This is a genomic window from Kordia sp. (assembly GCF_022447245.1).
Classification (GTDB): domain Bacteria; phylum Bacteroidota; class Bacteroidia; order Flavobacteriales; family Flavobacteriaceae; genus Kordia.
Map to the genome: position 1 here is coordinate 43,420 of NZ_JAKVBC010000033.1, position 16,868 is coordinate 60,287.

A 16,868-nucleotide genomic window follows, 5' to 3' on the forward strand; every position below is an offset into this window, starting at 1 on the left:
TTTACGAACTAGTATTTGAATTATTTGAAGGTCTTTTACTGTCTAACTCAGTTTGAATCATTGCTTGCAAGCGTTGTTCAAAAACTGGAGGATTAGGAACGGTTACTAATTTGGTTCTGACTAATGAACTTGCTTCTGCGGAATATTGATACTTTTGTGAATAGCTAGCCGAAACTGTGGCGCTTACAGCTGCAAATCCTACATTGAATCCTCCAGTAACGGATACTGAAGCTCCAAATTCTCTTGATTCCATCATAGAAACAGACATTTTACACTCAAAAAATGTATCGACAAATTGGTAAAATGTTGGTGTAAACCCCAAGGCTAATAGACTGTATTCTTCACCGCCCATTTCTACTTTGGTGTTTACAAGTTCTTTTGCCAAATCCATAGAAACTCTATCCAAAGCTCTTTGCGCTTCTGCAATCCCTATACCCAGAGATTTTATCATCTCTGGTAAGGGTGCATTTTGTATTTCTCTGGTGATTCTACCCATGGATTACTAGTTTTCAGCTTCTTCTCTAGCTAATGCCATTTGTTGTTGAACACGCTCTTCAAGTGCTGCTGGTGGTGGAATCGGAACTAACTTTGTTTGTAATAAACTAGATCCTTCAGCCGAATAGCTATACTTTTGAGAGAAACCAGCGTTTACTTGTGTAGTTGTCACAGTTTTATTGGTTTTTAAACCTCTTCTCCAGCTAAAGCTTGCGCTTCTATCCGTACTTTTTGAGTTACGTTGGTATTGGTATGAAGAAGATCCTTCTCGTGTAAACTTGATACTAATAGATACTTTGATGATTGTATCCACAAACTGATAGAAAGTGGGAGAGAACCCAAGTTCTAACATGGATAAACGCTGTGGTAAGTACAATGTTTTTTCCTCTGCAGATGGATTTTTCATCTTTTTTCCAGGAACTTTAGCTGGTTCACTAGCTGATTCGTAGGCCTTTGTTGAAGCATTATACTTATACCAACTAGACCCATTTCTATAATGAACATCTGCATTATTTTGATCATCAGGTTTATAGGTTGCTGTAGCTGCGTCTGTCGTTAAATCTTTATTTACATCTATTACAGGCGTAACGTATGCGTCTTGAATATCTGTAGGATTTATTTTTGCTATGATAGCTGATCTATATGCCTGATCTGTATTTGAATTATACAAATCAATAGCATCGCTAGTTTGTACTTTTTCTTTTCCAAAAAATACACGACTGTCTTTGAAATTGATAAACTCTCTTCCGTTGATAGTAGATTTGACAGGACTTAATCCTCCCATCATTTCTGCTACTTCGATCGAGTTGGAATCTAAGGCCATTTGTGCATTGGCAATAGATGTTGCCATGCTCTCGATCATTTGTCCCATAGGTACATTTAGTAATTCTTGCCCTATTTCTGGATTTTTATGAAACATATGTTATAATTTTTAATTTGTTACTCTTCTTTGTTGATGGTTCCTTTTAATAATTCAAGATATATATCAGGTGCAGGCAACGATACTATCTTTGCTGCAATTGATGAGGAGCCTTCTGCGGATGAAGAAAACTTCCGTGAATAATGCGCTGATACAGAAACTCCAAACATTTGTGTTGAGGTAGACTCACTATTGCTATTGTTTGAACTTGAGTTACTGTTGGAGTTACTGTTGGAGTTGCTGCTATTTCCATAGCTGAATCCTAATGCGCCTCCGTAGCTTTCAGATTCAGCCATAGAAAATTCCATTTTCATTTCTACAGAAGCTTCTGTAAAAGCGTAAAATGTGGGTGCAAAACCAAGGCTTAATAAACTGTATTCTTCATCGCCTATGTTCACTTTTACCGCAGCTAATTCATTAGCCAAACGAATAGAATTAGCATCTAAAGCCGATTGCGCATTGGCAATGGACATTCCGAGCTTCTCTAACATCATTGGCAACGGAGCGTTGGTAATTTGCTGTATTACTTTAGGCGTTGTACTCATCAATTATTAATTTGAATTTGTGTTTGTATTTGTCAGTGACTGAATGTAGTTTTCCAGTGCTGTTGGTGGCGGTACAGAAATCATACGTGCCGATACTGAAGCATTTCCTTCTACAGACATGTTGAACTGACGTGCATAACGAACATCTAATGAACCACTGATAGCTAGTGAACGATCACCTTTAAAATCTTTTTGAGATTGTTTTAGTTTTGAGAATTCGTTTTGTGTTTCTCCTACATAAACTTTTGTGGTTTCTTTATTCATGTCAGCAGAAGCTTCGTTGTTCACCTTTACATTAACTTCCTTATTTTCTTTAGAGTGAATAAAGTAGTTGATCTTGGTTTCTTCATGTAAGAGGTAATAGGTTTCGTTTACTTTTTCAATGTATAACTCCTGATATTTTCCTTTACTATTTACAAGAGATGATAGTTGATTTGCAAGCGAATCACGCAATACATACGTTTTTCCACCATACTTGAATGTGATATCTAAACCTGAAGCTGTACTTGAATTATTTGCTTTTACGTAAACAAAATAATTTGGGCCTACAGTTTTTGGATCAGCGCCACTTACAGTGATTTCACCTCCATTGAATTGGATGTAATCTGCGGCGCCACTAGGAAATACTACAGTTAATTTACGAATTGTAGCATCTTTTGCAGAGCTTCCATTGGCTAAAGATTCGCCCTCAGTTTCTGTTTTTACACGAGTGTCATCAAATGTAACACCAGCAATTTTACTGAGTTCGCTTCTGAATGAGTCTGCTCTTTTTTGTCCAAGTGCTTCATTGTATTTAGCATTTTTGTCACTCGTACTTCCGCTACCGTCTGTATATCCTTTTACTGTAATATTTAATGATGAATCTCGCTTTAAAAGCATCGCTAATGCCGTAACATCTGCTTGATTTACAGCATCTGACTTAACACCGTTAGAATATGCATAATCAATATCATATTTGTCCCAACCAAAGAAAAATTCGTATACTTTTTTTCCTCCAGATCTGTGGATACCATCTGCGTTGATTCCGATAACGGTTCCACCATTAACCGATCTTGCACTTGTGAGCGTAGTGGCGAAATCTGTTGCTTTTTCAAATGTTTTCCCAGTTTTGAGTGTAATTACGGGTTTCGGATTGCTTGTAGGATATGAAGATGAATCCATTTTTAATAGTCCTTCTGTGTCTGTGTGAACATAAGGTTCTTTTACAACTACATATCCTTCTTCTTTTGCGATGTATACATCCGTTGAAGAGTTTTCTTCAAGTACTCTTTCATCTTCAATAACACTTTCTACTCGTAATTCATTTGCTTCATCACGCATTTGCTCTTTTGCTTTTTCTACTTTAGAATATGAGCCTTCTTCTTTGTGAATTTTGAATGATTTTTCATTTACGCTAACATCTTCAGAAGTCTTTGCTTTTAAGGCAATATCTTTTTGCGTTTTAGAATACTTGCTTAAAGATTTACTTTTGTTTTGTTTTAATTGGTTAAAGAAGTCTTTGTCAAAAGTAGTGTTGTTTTTGTAGTCAACCGATAAACTGAAATCTACTTCCACTTCTTCTTTAACAGCCATTTTTAAGCTGATAGATGCTGAAATATCAGCATAATCAAAAGCATAAAATGCGGGTTGAAACCCTAGTTCTAATAATGATTTCCCAGCTACTTTACTTTCGGAAAGTCGAATTAGCTGCGAAACCGAGTTCGTGTCGAGCCGCTCCTGTGCTTCAGCAATACCTAAAGCCAGCGCGGTAACCATACTACTAACGTCAACGTTTTGTAGTATTTTTGATCCTTGATCAAATGTTTTTACGTCTGCCATTTTCTGTTTTTAAAAGTTAGAATGGAGAAACGCCCTCAGGTAAATCCATGGCAATTTTGGGATTTACAGATTCTTTTCTCACAATAAAATAATTATGTTTCTTTTGGAGTCTTGTCAATTGATCTCTATTGACTTTGTATCCTCTTTGCAACCAACCTAAAAGTTCATCTGTAATAGGTTGTTTACCTCTTCCAAGATCTTTTTGGATCTCTTGAAGCAATACTTTTGCTTCATCTTGTTCTTCTCTTAATACATGCTGAATTGCTTGACGTTCGCTTACAAAAGCGTTGTGCTTTCTCACAAGTACATTTTGTTCTTTATCTTTTAAGAAAGAGCGATAGTTTTCACAGAATTCAATCACTTGATCATGCGCTCCAGAAAGCTCTAAGGTTTCCATTACACATTGACTGTAATGTTGAAAAAAGAGTTCACTATCTTTTTCTTGTTGTGACATTTTCATTGCTTCCTTATAATGGCGTAATGCTTCTTTATAATTTTTGTCTAAAGCATGCATTTTTCCACGTTCAGCAATTCGGTAGTGTAGCATATTTGTTTCCATAACTAGTTTATGATTTCAGGGTTACATTGTACTTGTTCTAATTGTGCTAGAAGGTATCTTGCTATTAATGGAGGCACTTCTTCCTTACTTGTCCAACTTGTTGCATTTGCTTTAGGAAGGTTTTCTATAGCAATGAATTGTGCTAGAATTTTAGATACATTTTCAGCATCTTCTATTTCATCTATGTGTAACTTTTTCTTAAAGTTGTAATCTTTTTCAATAGTCGTTACCAATCCGATAGCAGCACATTCATCGGTAATTACTATTGCGGTATTTCTATTGACATTTTCGAATAATGAAATTGGAAGCGCTGCATGTATATCATCCAAAATTTCTTTTGGCATACCTACTTTTTCAATTAAGAAGTTTGTGTGTGCTTCGTTTGCAACGTCAAAGTCTTCCAATAGAATAGAAACAAGTTGATGACTTTGATTAAGAAGTTTTACACCTTTGTCAGATTGGTATTGTCTCCACAATAATTGCGAATGATCATAGGATACATTTTCAATTACATAAGCTGTTTCTGTTTCTACAGCCTTGGTTTTAAGAATTTTTTCAATGTTTTTTAATTGTGAATCGCCATCTTTTTTGCTAATTAAAATGGTGTATGCATCTTTTCGTGGATTCGAAAAATGCACATTGGCATCAGTGCGTTTTTGTAATGCTTCTGCAGTAGCTATAGATACATTTCCAAGGACAATACTTGGTTCGTTCAATAATAAATTAAGAACTTCCGATTGCTTACATCCTAAGAAAACAGCTAATTGTTCTATGACTTTTGGTAATAGTAGAATATTATCTAAAGTCACACTAATATCAATAGATTCTGTTTTTAAATTGATTTCGTCATCTTTAGTACAAACAGAGACATCTAAACCTAATTTGGTAAGTGTATCTTCAGCTTTTTGCGCTGTATCCTTGTCTACTTTTTGAAATAAAATAGAAGGTGCGTTGTACAATAATTTTAAGATGTAATCTTGTGGAACTTTTAAAGCTTCCGATAATACTTTTGAAGCTCCTGGCGTTGCATTTCCTATAGAGTTAATAATTACGGTATTTTCCATAAAGAGTTGTAGTTAAAAATTAGTGTTGTAAAACTACTTCTGTACGAATTTTTAGCGGCGAGTGTTTTGATGCTTTTTGATTCAGTGTTTTCCCCTTTTTTTATAGGGTGAATACATGTGAGACCAATGTTTATAGGCTCTTTTTAACTATTTGTAAAATTGTAATACGCATATTTCTAGTGATTTATTGAATTTTAAATAGTGTGTTTTTCTTTAAGAAAAGAGAAGCGAACATTAAATTTTAGTAGAAATTGTTACAGAAATGATAAAAACTTTATAAGGGTATAATTTTTGCGTATCTTTCCGTAGTATAAATATCATGCAATTGAAAATCAAAAACAGCTTCACATTCATATTATTACTACTGTTTTCAGTGAGTAGTTATGCTTCATATATTCTGATTCCGATGGATGCAGCATCTCAAAAAGATCATTTAAAAGCGTATGGAATTACCTATTGGTCACTTGAAAAAAAGATCAAGGTAAAATGGTTGCTGAATTATCGTGGTGGTTCTTTTTTGTTACCTGCCGTTGATGCGTTAGAGAAAGAATGTAAAATTCGAGGTGTTTCTTATGAGGTTTTATCAGATGCAAAAACGAATACTATTTTAGAAGAAATAGCAAGCCCGAGCAAGAATCAGGAAGCAGTTATTTTAGAAAAAGCACCTAAAGTTGCAGTATATTCTCCAAAAGGAAATGTTCCTTGGGATGATGCTGTAACCATGGTTTTGACCTATGCAGAAATTCCGTATGATGTTGTGTATGATGAGGAAGTATTGGCAGATGATTTGATAAAGTACGATTGGTTGCACTTGCATCATGAAGATTTTACTGGACAATATGGAAAGTTTTATGGGATTTACCGTTCTGCACCGTGGTATATTCGTGAAAAGAAAGAAGCCGAAGCGTTGGCAAAGAAGCTAGGATATTCAAAGGTTTCAGAAGAAAAACGCGATGTTGCTTTAAAGATTCGCGATTATGTAATTGGAGGTGGATTTATGTTTGCGATGTGTAGTGCCACAGATAGTTTTGATATTGCATTAGCTGCGGAAGGCGTTGATATTTGTGAGCCGATGTTTGATGGTGATGTGTCTGATAGAAATTATCAAAACAAGATTGATTACAGTAAGACTTTTGCTTTCACAGATTTTGAGTTGGAGCGAAGTCCTACAAAATATGAGTTTTCTTCGATCGATATGACTTCTAAAAGACGTATTGTAAAAGATGCAGATTATTTTACGTTGATGGATTTTTCAGCAAAATGGGATCCAATACCTACCATGTTGTGTCAAAATCATACAGCTTTGGTCAAAGGATTTATGGGACAAACAACAAGTTTTGATCGTTCTCAAATTAAACCATCTGTGTTAATTTTAGGAGAAAACAGAACCAATGGAGAAGGTCGCTATATTCATGGAATTAAAGGAAAAGGATTTTTTACATTTTATGGCGGACACGATCCGGAAGATTATCAGCATAGAGTAGGAGATCCGAAAACGGAATTAGAATTACATCCGAACTCGCCAGGATATAGACTTATTTTGAATAATATCTTGTTTCCAGCAGCGAAAAAGAAAAAACAGAAAACTTGATTGTCGATACAAATATAATCCAACTGAACCCAGTTGAATTTTTTGCTTTTGAATAGATTGTTTGGTTTAGTAAGGAACAGTACCTTGATTGCAGCAGAAGGAAAGACATTTATAACTCCTAAATCTGTAAAAACTAAAGTTGATCAAGAACTTACACCACTAGGTAAGCTAAGTTTTACGAACGTTCCGTTAATAGTATCGGTGATATTTTCACCAGATTGAAAAGTATGTCAAGGTGATTGCCCGCCATCGTTAGCAATTGTGATTGGGTTTACATTTACAGTTACTGATAAAGATATCCCTCAATGATTTACTGCATTAAAATAATTAGTTTATGCCATGATTTCATTTTTTTAAAAATTACTACTTACTCTGTTTTGAGGATTTTCAGTTTTCTCCTTTTCAAAAAAGAAAACATTCTATTCTATTCTATTTCTCTTTTGATTACATGACAAATTACAAAAGAGTTATGCAGTAGTTTTAGGATACAATTACGTATTTCATAAAAACCTGTAGTTATACAACCCTTTTTTGTAAGCATAAATTATCCAATTTACGGTGATTGTAGTTTTGATTGCGAATTTTCTTAGATAACTTTATAGTATTGTGAACCTTAAAAAGAAATTACAATGCTTGAAAAGTTTGAAAAATTTAAAGTAGAAAATCCAGAAATAATCACTGGTGGAGTAGAACGAATTGGAAGTATTTACGATTAACTATAAGCGAACTTTGGTTCGCTTTTTTACTGCTTTGTTTTTTTGATAGTTTTACTCTAAATAGCTAACATAAATCGTTTAATTTAGGATACTATAAGTTTGAAAACTCCCTATTTATGGCTTGTTTAGCTGTATTATTAATTTTAAAACTTTTATTATGGAAAAAGACAAGCTCACAAAATTTAGACTCAATAAGAAAACAATTTCAAAGTTAGATGCATTGCAACAACGCGGTGGAAATAATGTTGAATCTTTGGCAAAACCATGTATATTAACACTGGATGTAAACGGTATTAATATTTGTTTTGAAACACAAGCTTACAAAACATGTGGCGAAAGCATTTTCATAGATTGTATTACACAAACAGAATTACCAACGTGTAGAGATTGTGTATAAAATATTGTTTTGCAAAAGCGAGTTGTATGGCTTGCTTTTGCACTTAATTACTCGTTGTTAGTAAATATAAAATTTCATTAATCGATTTTGCATTGATGGGTTTTGTGATGTAATAATTTACACCAGCTTCTTCCGCTTTTTGTCTTGACTCTGGAAATACATCCGCAGAACATGCAACAATTGGAATATTTTTTTTCTCTTTTTCTAATGCGCGAATTGCAGCAGTAGCTTCCAAACCATCTAAGACAGGCATTTGGATGTCCATCAAAATCAAATCAAAATCTTGCATTTTTACAACTTCAACTGCTTCTTGACCATTTTCTACAATCGTAGTTTTTGCTTCCCATTTTTTGAGCAATTGTTTTATAAAGAGTTGGTTCAGTTTATTGTCTTCTGCTACTAAAATTCGCTTGTGTCGTAAATTATGATTGACATCTTGTGTGTTTTGTAATTCGACATCACTTAAATCACTAATGGTATAGTTTAAATCAAAATGGAAAGCTGTTCCAACATTTTGTTCACTTTTTACTGTTAAATTTCCGTCTAAAAGCGATACAAGTTCTTTGGTAATACTTAATCCTAAACCAGTACCTTCTGGCTTCTTTTCACTGTGATTTGACTGATAAAAGCTTTCAAAAATACTATTCAGATTTTCCTTAGGAATACCATAACCAGAATCTTCAATAGTAAAATACAATTGAATGGTTTTGTCTTTGAGTTCTTTCGCAGTAATGTTGATATTGATAAACCCTTTTTTGGTGAACTTGATGGCGTTTCCTATCAAATTGTTCAATATTTGACTCAATCGATATTGATCACCCACAATATATTTAGGAATCGTGTTGGTAATATTCATCGTAAAATCGAGTCCTTTTTCTTCAGCTTTAATTTTAAATCCTTTGTGCAGGTTGGAAATGAGTTCTGTAAAATTAAAATCTACTTTTTGTACATTCAGTTTTCCAGCTTCAATCTTAGAGAAATCAAGAATATCATTGACAATCATCAGTAAGTTTTCTGTAGAAAAACGAATGGCCTCAATATTTTCATACTCTTTTTCGTTTCCAGTAAAGTCTTTTCGATTAAACAATTCTGACAAACCAAGAATCACATTCAATGGTGTTCGAATTTCATGACTCATATTTGATAAAAACGTGGTCTTTGCTTTGGCAGATTTTTCAGCAATGATACGTGCTTCTTCAATACGAATCATATTTCGAATTTCTGTAGAAATATCACGAATTACACAGAAAAATAATGTTTTACTATTGATATAGATTGGGTTGATTTTTAAGTTGTAATAGATAATTTCTTCATTTTCATACAACTCAAACTCAAAAAATTCTTGTTCTAATCCTTTTGATGTATCTAAAGAAAATTTATCGATTACGGTTTTTAATTTTTTAGACAAATCTTCTGGTAAAAGCTTGAAAAAATTGATTTGATTTTCACGAGCATTGATAAATTTTGCTGCTTTTTTATTGGATCGAATGATAATTCCATCAATATTAAAAATGATATTGGCATCTAAGGAATTATGAATTACTGCAGAATATAATTTTTCGTTTTCTTCCAGTTCTTTTTGGATTTGAGACTTTTGAAAAATCTCTTTGCTTAGTTTAACATTGATATCTTCCAGACTTGAAATTTGCGACTTTAACAAACGATGTAATTGTCCTTTACTTGGAAGATTTAAGTTTTCGGCAACTAATAATTGTTCAGGGACTAAATTTACGATAATGGTGAAATTTTGTAGTAAATAGTAATTGTTAAAGTGTTTGTTGTACGCACTATTGTATATGCTCAACATGGCATTGGAGCCAAGACTTTCTTGAATTTCCTTTTGAATTAGATTCGAATATTCAAATAGATCTTTTGAAATGGAAGCAGCTTTTTGCTGTGTAATTGTTTCAAATTTCAATGGCGAATTGACAAGTAAATCTTCAGCTTTTACCAAAAAACTGTGATCAAAACTTCCAAGTAAATCTTTTGATTTTAGCAATACATCTCTTAAAAATAGTTCAGATAAAATTACTTTTTGTGTATGATCGTCCTCAATAAACAGTACATGTATTTCATCTTCTTTCGTAAATAAAGAATATTTTTTTATTATTTTTTGTCTAAAAGCTGTTTTGTTGAATTTTGTATCGGGTTGTAACGATAAAAAATCTTCAATTTCTAAATATAAATTAGGGAAGTTTGCAATACGTTCCTCTTCAAACATATTGTCAAATACCTTAAGTTTAGAACTCAATTCATAATGAACATAATATTTGTAAAGTTTCGTTTTTAAATCTTCTAAAAAAGCTGAAATCGTAGCGCTAAGAGATGCGTTCTTATTTTTGGACGCTTTTTGTAGGTTGCGTTTTAAAAATTTATTAAGATAGGACATTTCTAAATCTTACTTGACTTATATATTTTGTAAAACCCTAAAGCAGATAATCCCCAAGTAGCAATTAATGCCGTAAACCAGACGATTTTTCCAATGTTATGTCCAAATAATTCTCAATTTGAGAATATTATGGCAGTGGTAGCATGTTGATGTCTTTGCAATACAATAGCTACATTATCAACCAGTGTATTCGATAGAATATTAGTCATAAGCTATACATAGGAGAATTTGACCTAAAAATATAATAAATTGAAAAAAAATCAAATTTTTAAGAGTTAAATTGAATATTATTTTAACTTTTTAGTGATTTACATAGAAATATTCAATTAAATTAAAGAAAAATCTTTAGCTAATCTTAGAGATTTTGTGCAATTTTTAGGGAATTATGCATTTTTTTTATTTTCAAATTAATGAGTGATTATAACAACAAATTTGTGCTTTGATGAACAAAATGAAAGGTTATTTTTTTGAATCTATATATAAAGGATCAACGGCTTTGTAACACGCAATAATCTGGGCATTCGTCAATTTGTAGAGTTGTGAAATTGGTGTTTGTGTTGCATCGTAATTTTTAATTTCACCATGATTTTTAGAATCCATTCTTTGGCAACATCACTAATCATTTTATTAGATAAACCTGTTGGTGATGTGTTTACACCATCTATCATGTTGGCAAGTTCTAATCGTGATTTGTGACTAAAAACTATTTGTCATAAACGTCTTTGGTATTCAATAATGGTAGCGCCTAAATTTTATATTCATCTTAGAGAACTTTTCTATCTAACGAATGTCTTCCTTCATGTGCAAACATAGTGGCTCTGTTTCTGTAAGCTTCACAGTGTTCGATGGATTTTAATTGTAATTGTACGCTTAGATAGCCTTGGGTTTTTAACTCATTATATAAACCATCTAAAGCATCCAATTCTAATTTTTGTGATAAGCCAGAGAAAATGGTTTTTTCATCCGAGCTATTGCTGAATAATTTTTCAGTGATTTCTTTTTCAATCTTTGGTCTTTTTATAGGATCCGTAACTCTTTGCCAAGCATTGATAGGTAGTGATTTAAAAAGTTGTTTTACACATAAAAAAAATCTTCAACCGCAAATCCGCCTGCGCCGTGATATTCCCAAAACCAACTAGGATAACCATTTGAGATCATCATATCTACTTCTGTAAAAGTAAAATCATTTTCATGATTATACAGTTTTATGGTTTCCTTACGCTCATTTACAATATGTCCCATGACCAAACCAAGTGTAATAGAACTACTAGTAGAAGCAATAATTTATAAAGTTCCAAAATGAGTTCTGAGCTTTCTTCGAAATTCTTTAAAGTTGTATTCTCTATTATTCTTTTCGAAAATAGACATAACTTTCATTAAGTTTTCATTCATCGATGTGAAGTTATTCAAATACGTTTCTTTATTTTGAGTGATTTTTTCCTCACTTTTTCTATGACAGATAAGCGATAATATTCATTGGTATTTTCTTTTAATTCTTGTAGATAGTTCGTGTAATGTATAAGATCCTGAATTTTTGTATAAGCCTTAATTTTGGATTGAAGATTTATATTTTCAGTTAGTGCAATTAATTTGGTATACTTATGAAATCTAGAATTACTTAATGCCATAATAATCTCTTTTGTGCGCTGAAAGTCATTTGTAATAGTAGTTCTTGATGGGGAATTCTTGCGACAGATTTTTCGCTGATTGTTTTAAATACGAAAACGCAGCATTTGCATCTGTGAAGCGGTAATAGGCCTACCAATTTTTTAAAGCTAACTTTCCATCTTTCAATAAGAGCAAAACACCTAATAAAACTTCAGTGGCGTTTACATGTGTTTGATTTTTTTGCAATATCTTTTGTAAAAGAGTAGCAGCTTTTTGTAGTTTGGATACGTCAGAAGATTTTCCTTGGAGTGATACGCTAGTAGCTTCTTTTAGAATGGTTTACTATATAGGTATGTTGCATATATACTATCAGCAGAAGAAGTTACATGTTCAGGCGTTTTTTCTGCAGCCACTAAAGCTTTTGTGTAATTTTCTCTTTCATTTTCAATTCTATTAATAACAACATAGCTTTCAGAAATATAGTCTCCAATATGTATGGCTTCCGCAAGTCTTTTCTTTGCCAAATAATAATCATTATAAAACTTCCAATCTTGAACACTCAATTTACGTAATGCTATATAACGATCTTTTTTTAGATACAGCATCAAGCTTCAGTAATGAATTAAATAATTCTCGAGAGGTTTCTAGTTGCAAAGAATTTTGAGCTCCAAAAGCAGCTAATAACTTTGGTCATTCTTTATTTCTTGGGCTTTAGTAACAACACTTATTAGTAAGAAGAGGAGCGGTGAAAAATTGAGTTTATTCATCATGTAAAAAATTAGTTTAAACTAAAAATTTAGTTCGACTATTTTCAAAGTGATTGTATTGTTACTTATAATAGGAAAGGAGTCTACTTAGTATAAAATGAATATTATTGTTGACAGTGAAGTAACCGTATAAAAAAACCGACACTAAAAAGTATCGGTTTCTAAGCGAAATATATATTGTTTGACGATTTATTTTACTTTATCAACGATTGCTTTGAAAGCTTCTGGATGATTCATAGCTAAATCAGCTAAAACCTTACGGTTTAATTCGATGTTATTAGCTTTTACTTTCCCCATAAACTGAGAATAAGACATTCCATTCAAACGAGCACCTGCATTGATACGGGTAATCCATAATGCACGGAATGTTCTTTTCTTATTTCTACGGTCTCTGTATGAGTAACTCATAGCTTTGTCAACCGCATTCTTAGCAACTGTCCAAACGTTTTTACGTCTTCCAAAGTAACCTTTGGCTTGTTTTAATACCTTTTTTCTTCGGGCTCTACGAGCAACCGCGTTTACTGATCTTGGCATATTTTTAAATGATTTTTTGTAGTAGGCGATTCAAAAATTCTAAATTTTAACTTCTGAATTATGAATTCTTTATATTGGCCTAACTCCAGGGTTTATAAATTGTTTTAACCGAAAGAACGGATTACTTTAAACGTAATTGTTCTTTAATACTATTAACGTCACTGTCGTGTACTAATGTACTGTGCGTTAATTTTAGCTTACGCTTCTTAGACTTCTTTGTTAAGATGTGACTTTTAAAGGCGTGCTTTCTTTTAATTTTACCAGAACCTGTAAGCTTAAAACGCTTCTTAGCGCTGGATTTTGTTTTCATTTTAGGCATAATTCCTAATTATTTAAAAATACTTCGCTTATTCTTCAATTCAACTCTACAAACATAAATTATGTTGAGCGAAGTTGAAACATTATTTCTTTTTTGGTGCGATGAACATAATCATTCGCTTTCCTTCTAACTTTGGCATTTGCTCTACCTTTCCGTATTCTTCAAGTTCTTGAGCTAATTTCAGTAATAAAATTTGCCCTTGATCTTTATAGATGATAGAACGTCCTTTAAAGAATACATACGCTTTTAGCTTAGCTCCATCTTTTAGGAACTTTACAGCATGTTTCTTTTTAAATTCGTAATCATGTTCATCAGTTTGAGGACCAAAACGAATTTCCTTAACAGTAACCTTTGATGCTTTGGCTTTTAATGATTTCTCACGTTTTTTTTGTTCATAAAGGAACTTCTTATAATCCATAATCTTACAAACAGGAGGATTAGCTTTAGGTGAAATTTCAACTAAGTCTAATTCTTGTTCGGCAGCTATGGCTAGTGCTTTCCTTGTTGGATAAACGCCAACTTCAACATTATCTCCTACAAGTCGTACTTCAGGAGCATTAATTTTTCTGTTAATTCTGTGTGGATCTTCCTTGATTTCTCGTCTAGGAGCTCTACTTCTTTTTCTTCGTATTGCTATGGTTCTAAAATTTTAAGTTAAACATTAAATGGTTTCAGGCTATTCTTTACTTCTTCCTTAACTAATTCAGCAAATGCTTCCATAGTTAACGTACCGATATCGCCTTCTCCATGTCTTCGTACAGAAACTGTGCCATCTTTTTCCTCCTGTTCTCCAATGATTAACATAAAAGGAACTTTGCTCATTTCTGCTTCACGAATCTTTTTACCGACAGTCTCGTTTCGATTGTCAATTTGGGCGCGAATTTCGTTATTTTCTAACAAAGTTAAAAATTTTTTCCCGTAATTTTCATATTTTTAACTCACAGGCAACAGAATTGCTTGTTCAGTCATGAGCCATAATGGGAAATTTCCACCTGTATGTTCTAGCAAAATTGCGATAAATCGCTCCAAACTTCCAAATGGCGCTCGGTGAATCATTACAGGTCTGTGTAGTTCGTTATCACTACCTTTATAAGTAAGATCGAAACGTTCAGGTAAATTATAATCCACTTGAATAGTTCCTAATTGCCAACTACGTCCAAGAGCATCTTTTACCATAAAGTCTAACTTTGGTCCATAAAAGGCAGCTTCTCCATATTCAACAACATAATTTAGTTCTTTTTCTTTAGCAGCATTAATGATAGCAGCTTCGGCCTTGTACCAATTTTCGTCAGATCCGATATATTTTTCAGGCTTTTCAGGATCGCGCAATGAAACTTGTGCTGTAAAATTGTCAAATCCTAAGGACCCGAAAACATACATTACCAAGTCAATTACATTCTTAAACTCCTGATCAAGTTGATCTGGCGTGCAAAAAATATGCGCATCATCTTGCGTAAATCCTCGTACACGTGTCAGTCCATGTAATTCTCCACTTTGCTCATAACGATATACAGTTCCGAATTCTGCATAACGTTTCGGTAGATCTTTATAGATATATGGTTTGTGATTGTATATTTCACAGTGATGCGGACAGTTCATAGGTTTCAGTAAAAACTCTTCATCTTCTTTTGGAGTATTGATGGCTTGAAAACTATCTTCTCCATACTTAGCATAATGCCCAGAAGTTACATATAATTCTTTCTGTCCAATGTGTGGAGAAATAACCATTTCATAACCAGCCTTCTTTTGAGCTTTCTTTAAGAAGTTTTCTAACTCCGAGCGTAATGCAGCTCCTTTAGGTAACCATAAACCCAAACCTTGACCAACTTTCTGTGAAAAAGTAAATAACTCTAGTTCTTTTCCGAGTTTTCTATGATCACGCTTCTTGGCTTCTTCTAATAACTCTAAATATTCCTTTAACTCTTTTTGTTTCGGGAAAGAAACTCCATAAATACGAGTTAACTGTTTATTATTTTCATCACCCTTATAATAAGCACCTGCAACACTCATTACTTTTACGGCTTTTACAATACCAGTATTTGGAATATGACCACCACGGCATAAATCAGTAAATGTGTCATGATCACAAAAAGTAATCGTGCCATCTTCTAAACCTTCAACAAGGTCAACCTTATACTCATTTCTACCTTTATAATATGCTAAAGCTTCCTCTTTTGTTGAAGAGCGCATTTTGAAATCATGCTTTCCTCTAGCAATTTCTAGCATTTTGGTTTCAATAGTCTTAAAGTCTTTATCGGTAATCACGTTATCACCCATATCCACATCATAATAAAACCCTCTATCAATAGCTGGACCTACCCATAACTTAGCATCTGGGTACAATTCCAGAATCGCTTGAGCTAAAATATGAGCAGAAGAATGCCAAAAAGCTTTCTTCCCTTCATCATCTTTCCAGGTATATAAAACTAGGGTTCCATCTTCCGTAAGTGGAGTAGTGGTTTCTACGGTTGTACCATTAAATTTTGCAGAAATCACGTTTCTTGCAAAACCTTCACTAATATTCTTAGCGACATCCATTGGAGTCACACTCGAATCAAATTCTCTAACTGAGCCGTCAGGCAATGTAATTTTTATCATACAAAAATAAATATTATGCATGCAAAGATAATACGAACCTAAAACCTGCACAATATATATTAGTATAATATCAAAAAAATAGTCGAAAGATATTCTCTTCCTACTTTAATTAATTAAAAGCTGCCCTTTTTCTTTATATTACAAGAAAACGATGTTTATTGACAATCATCCAAATAGCATACTCTGTATGAGCACATGCCTTCAACATGAAGCGTAAGAGGTTCATTTTTATCAGAAGGTTTTAAAGGGATCATCGTGTCTTCTTCCTTTAGTATTTTCTTCCCCTAATTTTGAGATTGCAATTTTTTTAAGTTTTAAACTCTTAATACTTTTTTTCTTCATTTTGTAAGATTTATATGCAAAATGAAGTATGATAAAAAATGTATAGTACCATAAGCTTGTATATGTTAAGCAATGATAAGATAAATCAAAATACTTTATGGAAGAGATATTTTAATAAAACTTTCAAGCAAATCCCTAACACCCTATTTTCCATCTTTCGGTTTCCCTTTGCTTTTTTAATTAGCAAAAAAGCAACTGGTCACGTTT

15 protein-coding genes and 1 pseudogene are annotated in these 16,868 nt (G+C 33.0%); 2 read left to right on the forward strand and 14 right to left on the reverse strand.

Translation table 11 applies throughout. The features are described 5' to 3' along the window. Position 1: 1 nt before the first annotated feature. The 6 genes from MK119_RS18975 to MK119_RS19000 are packed head-to-tail and all read right to left on the reverse strand — an operon-like array spanning position 2 to position 5,400. Positions 2 to 496, reverse strand: a complete 495-nt coding sequence (locus MK119_RS18975; RefSeq protein ID WP_290682156.1) for a hypothetical protein — start codon at positions 494 to 496, stop codon at positions 2 to 4. Positions 497 to 502: 6 nt separating this feature from the next. After that, on the reverse strand, positions 503 to 1,414 hold the full coding sequence (locus MK119_RS18980; RefSeq protein WP_290682159.1) for a hypothetical protein: 912 nt from the start codon (positions 1,412 to 1,414) through the stop codon (positions 503 to 505). 20 nt (positions 1,415 to 1,434) lie between these two features. Next, positions 1,435 to 1,959, reverse strand: a complete 525-nt coding sequence (locus tag MK119_RS18985) for a hypothetical protein (RefSeq protein ID WP_290682162.1) — start codon at positions 1,957 to 1,959, stop codon at positions 1,435 to 1,437. 6 nt (positions 1,960 to 1,965) lie between these two features. Next, positions 1,966 to 3,777, reverse strand: coding sequence for an OmpA family protein (locus tag MK119_RS18990; protein WP_290682165.1), 1,812 nt, complete (start codon positions 3,775 to 3,777; stop codon positions 1,966 to 1,968). Positions 3,778 to 3,793: 16 nt separating this feature from the next. Then, positions 3,794 to 4,336 carry a hypothetical protein gene (locus MK119_RS18995; protein ID WP_290682168.1) on the reverse strand — a complete coding sequence of 181 codons (543 nt, stop codon included), beginning with the start codon at positions 4,334 to 4,336 and terminating at the stop codon, positions 3,794 to 3,796. 2 nt (positions 4,337 to 4,338) lie between these two features. Continuing rightward, a complete protein-coding gene (locus MK119_RS19000) occupies positions 4,339 to 5,400 on the reverse strand; it encodes a hypothetical protein (protein ID WP_290682171.1) in 1,062 nt (353 codons plus the stop codon). A gap of 319 nt (positions 5,401 to 5,719) precedes the next feature. On the opposite strand from MK119_RS19000, the gene MK119_RS19005 reads away from it, so the two are divergent. Then, positions 5,720 to 6,991: an asparagine synthetase B gene (locus MK119_RS19005; RefSeq protein ID WP_290682174.1), complete on the forward strand. Its 1,272-nt coding sequence runs from the start codon at positions 5,720 to 5,722 to the stop codon at positions 6,989 to 6,991. Between the two features lie 873 nt (positions 6,992 to 7,864). Further along, positions 7,865 to 8,104, forward strand: a complete 240-nt coding sequence (locus MK119_RS19010) for a hypothetical protein (RefSeq protein WP_290682177.1) — start codon at positions 7,865 to 7,867, stop codon at positions 8,102 to 8,104. Between the two features lie 43 nt (positions 8,105 to 8,147). Here MK119_RS19010 and MK119_RS19015 read toward each other — a convergent pair whose 3' ends face one another. The 8 genes and pseudogenes from MK119_RS19015 to thrS all read right to left on the reverse strand — a co-directional run bounded on the left by MK119_RS19015 (position 8,148) and on the right by thrS (position 16,319). Beyond that, positions 8,148 to 10,493 carry an ATP-binding protein gene (locus MK119_RS19015; protein WP_290682180.1) on the reverse strand — a complete coding sequence of 782 codons (2,346 nt, stop codon included), beginning with the start codon at positions 10,491 to 10,493 and terminating at the stop codon, positions 8,148 to 8,150. A gap of 524 nt (positions 10,494 to 11,017) precedes the next feature. Continuing rightward, positions 11,018 to 11,161: a hypothetical protein gene (locus MK119_RS19020; RefSeq protein WP_290682183.1), complete on the reverse strand. Its 144-nt coding sequence runs from the start codon at positions 11,159 to 11,161 to the stop codon at positions 11,018 to 11,020. Between the two features lie 406 nt (positions 11,162 to 11,567). Then, positions 11,568 to 11,735, reverse strand: a complete 168-nt coding sequence (locus MK119_RS19025) for a hypothetical protein (protein ID WP_290682186.1) — start codon at positions 11,733 to 11,735, stop codon at positions 11,568 to 11,570. Positions 11,736 to 12,430: 695 nt separating this feature from the next. Beyond that, the gene (locus MK119_RS19030; protein ID WP_290682189.1) at positions 12,431 to 12,706 is read right to left on the reverse strand and encodes a hypothetical protein; all 276 of its coding nucleotides are present in this window, start codon (positions 12,704 to 12,706) and stop codon (positions 12,431 to 12,433) included. 351 nt (positions 12,707 to 13,057) lie between these two features. Continuing rightward, complete coding sequence (gene rplT / locus MK119_RS19035; RefSeq protein ID WP_046744546.1) at positions 13,058 to 13,402, reverse strand: 50S ribosomal protein L20; 345 nt, start codon at positions 13,400 to 13,402, stop codon at positions 13,058 to 13,060. A gap of 121 nt (positions 13,403 to 13,523) precedes the next feature. Continuing rightward, on the reverse strand, positions 13,524 to 13,721 hold the full coding sequence (rpmI, locus tag MK119_RS19040; protein ID WP_290682196.1) for a 50S ribosomal protein L35: 198 nt from the start codon (positions 13,719 to 13,721) through the stop codon (positions 13,524 to 13,526). 82 nt (positions 13,722 to 13,803) lie between these two features. Beyond that, the gene (gene infC / locus MK119_RS19045) at positions 13,804 to 14,316 is read right to left on the reverse strand and encodes a translation initiation factor IF-3 (RefSeq protein ID WP_290682208.1); all 513 of its coding nucleotides are present in this window, start codon (positions 14,314 to 14,316) and stop codon (positions 13,804 to 13,806) included. A 59-nt stretch (positions 14,317 to 14,375) separates the two neighbouring features. Then, positions 14,376 to 16,319 (reverse strand): annotated as a pseudogene (thrS, locus tag MK119_RS19050) (threonine--tRNA ligase). Positions 16,320 to 16,868: the final 549 nt, after the last annotated feature.

Excerpts from the sequence above, each read along its gene's own strand:
- MK119_RS18975 (WP_290682156.1), bottom strand. The coding sequence starts at position 496 with ATGGGTAGAATCACCAGAGAAATACAAAATGCACCCTTACCAGAGATG.
- MK119_RS18980 (WP_290682159.1), bottom strand. The coding sequence starts at position 1,414 with ATGTTTCATAAAAATCCAGAAATAGGGCAAGAATTACTAAATGTACCT.
- MK119_RS18985 (WP_290682162.1), bottom strand. The coding sequence starts at position 1,959 with ATGAGTACAACGCCTAAAGTAATACAGCAAATTACCAACGCTCCGTTG.
- MK119_RS18990 (WP_290682165.1), bottom strand. The coding sequence starts at position 3,777 with ATGGCAGACGTAAAAACATTTGATCAAGGATCAAAAATACTACAAAAC.
- MK119_RS18995 (WP_290682168.1), bottom strand. The coding sequence starts at position 4,336 with ATGGAAACAAATATGCTACACTACCGAATTGCTGAACGTGGAAAAATG.
- MK119_RS19000 (WP_290682171.1), bottom strand. The coding sequence starts at position 5,400 with ATGGAAAATACCGTAATTATTAACTCTATAGGAAATGCAACGCCAGGA.
- MK119_RS19005 (WP_290682174.1), top strand. The coding sequence starts at position 5,720 with ATGCAATTGAAAATCAAAAACAGCTTCACATTCATATTATTACTACTG.
- MK119_RS19010 (WP_290682177.1), top strand. The coding sequence starts at position 7,865 with ATGGAAAAAGACAAGCTCACAAAATTTAGACTCAATAAGAAAACAATT.
- MK119_RS19015 (WP_290682180.1), bottom strand. The coding sequence starts at position 10,493 with ATGTCCTATCTTAATAAATTTTTAAAACGCAACCTACAAAAAGCGTCC.
- MK119_RS19020 (WP_290682183.1), bottom strand. The coding sequence starts at position 11,161 with ATGATAGATGGTGTAAACACATCACCAACAGGTTTATCTAATAAAATG.
- MK119_RS19025 (WP_290682186.1), bottom strand. The coding sequence starts at position 11,735 with ATGGGACATATTGTAAATGAGCGTAAGGAAACCATAAAACTGTATAAT.
- MK119_RS19030 (WP_290682189.1), bottom strand. The coding sequence starts at position 12,706 with ATGCTGTATCTAAAAAAAGATCGTTATATAGCATTACGTAAATTGAGT.
- rplT (WP_046744546.1), bottom strand. The coding sequence starts at position 13,402 with ATGCCAAGATCAGTAAACGCGGTTGCTCGTAGAGCCCGAAGAAAAAAG.
- rpmI (WP_290682196.1), bottom strand. The coding sequence starts at position 13,721 with ATGCCTAAAATGAAAACAAAATCCAGCGCTAAGAAGCGTTTTAAGCTT.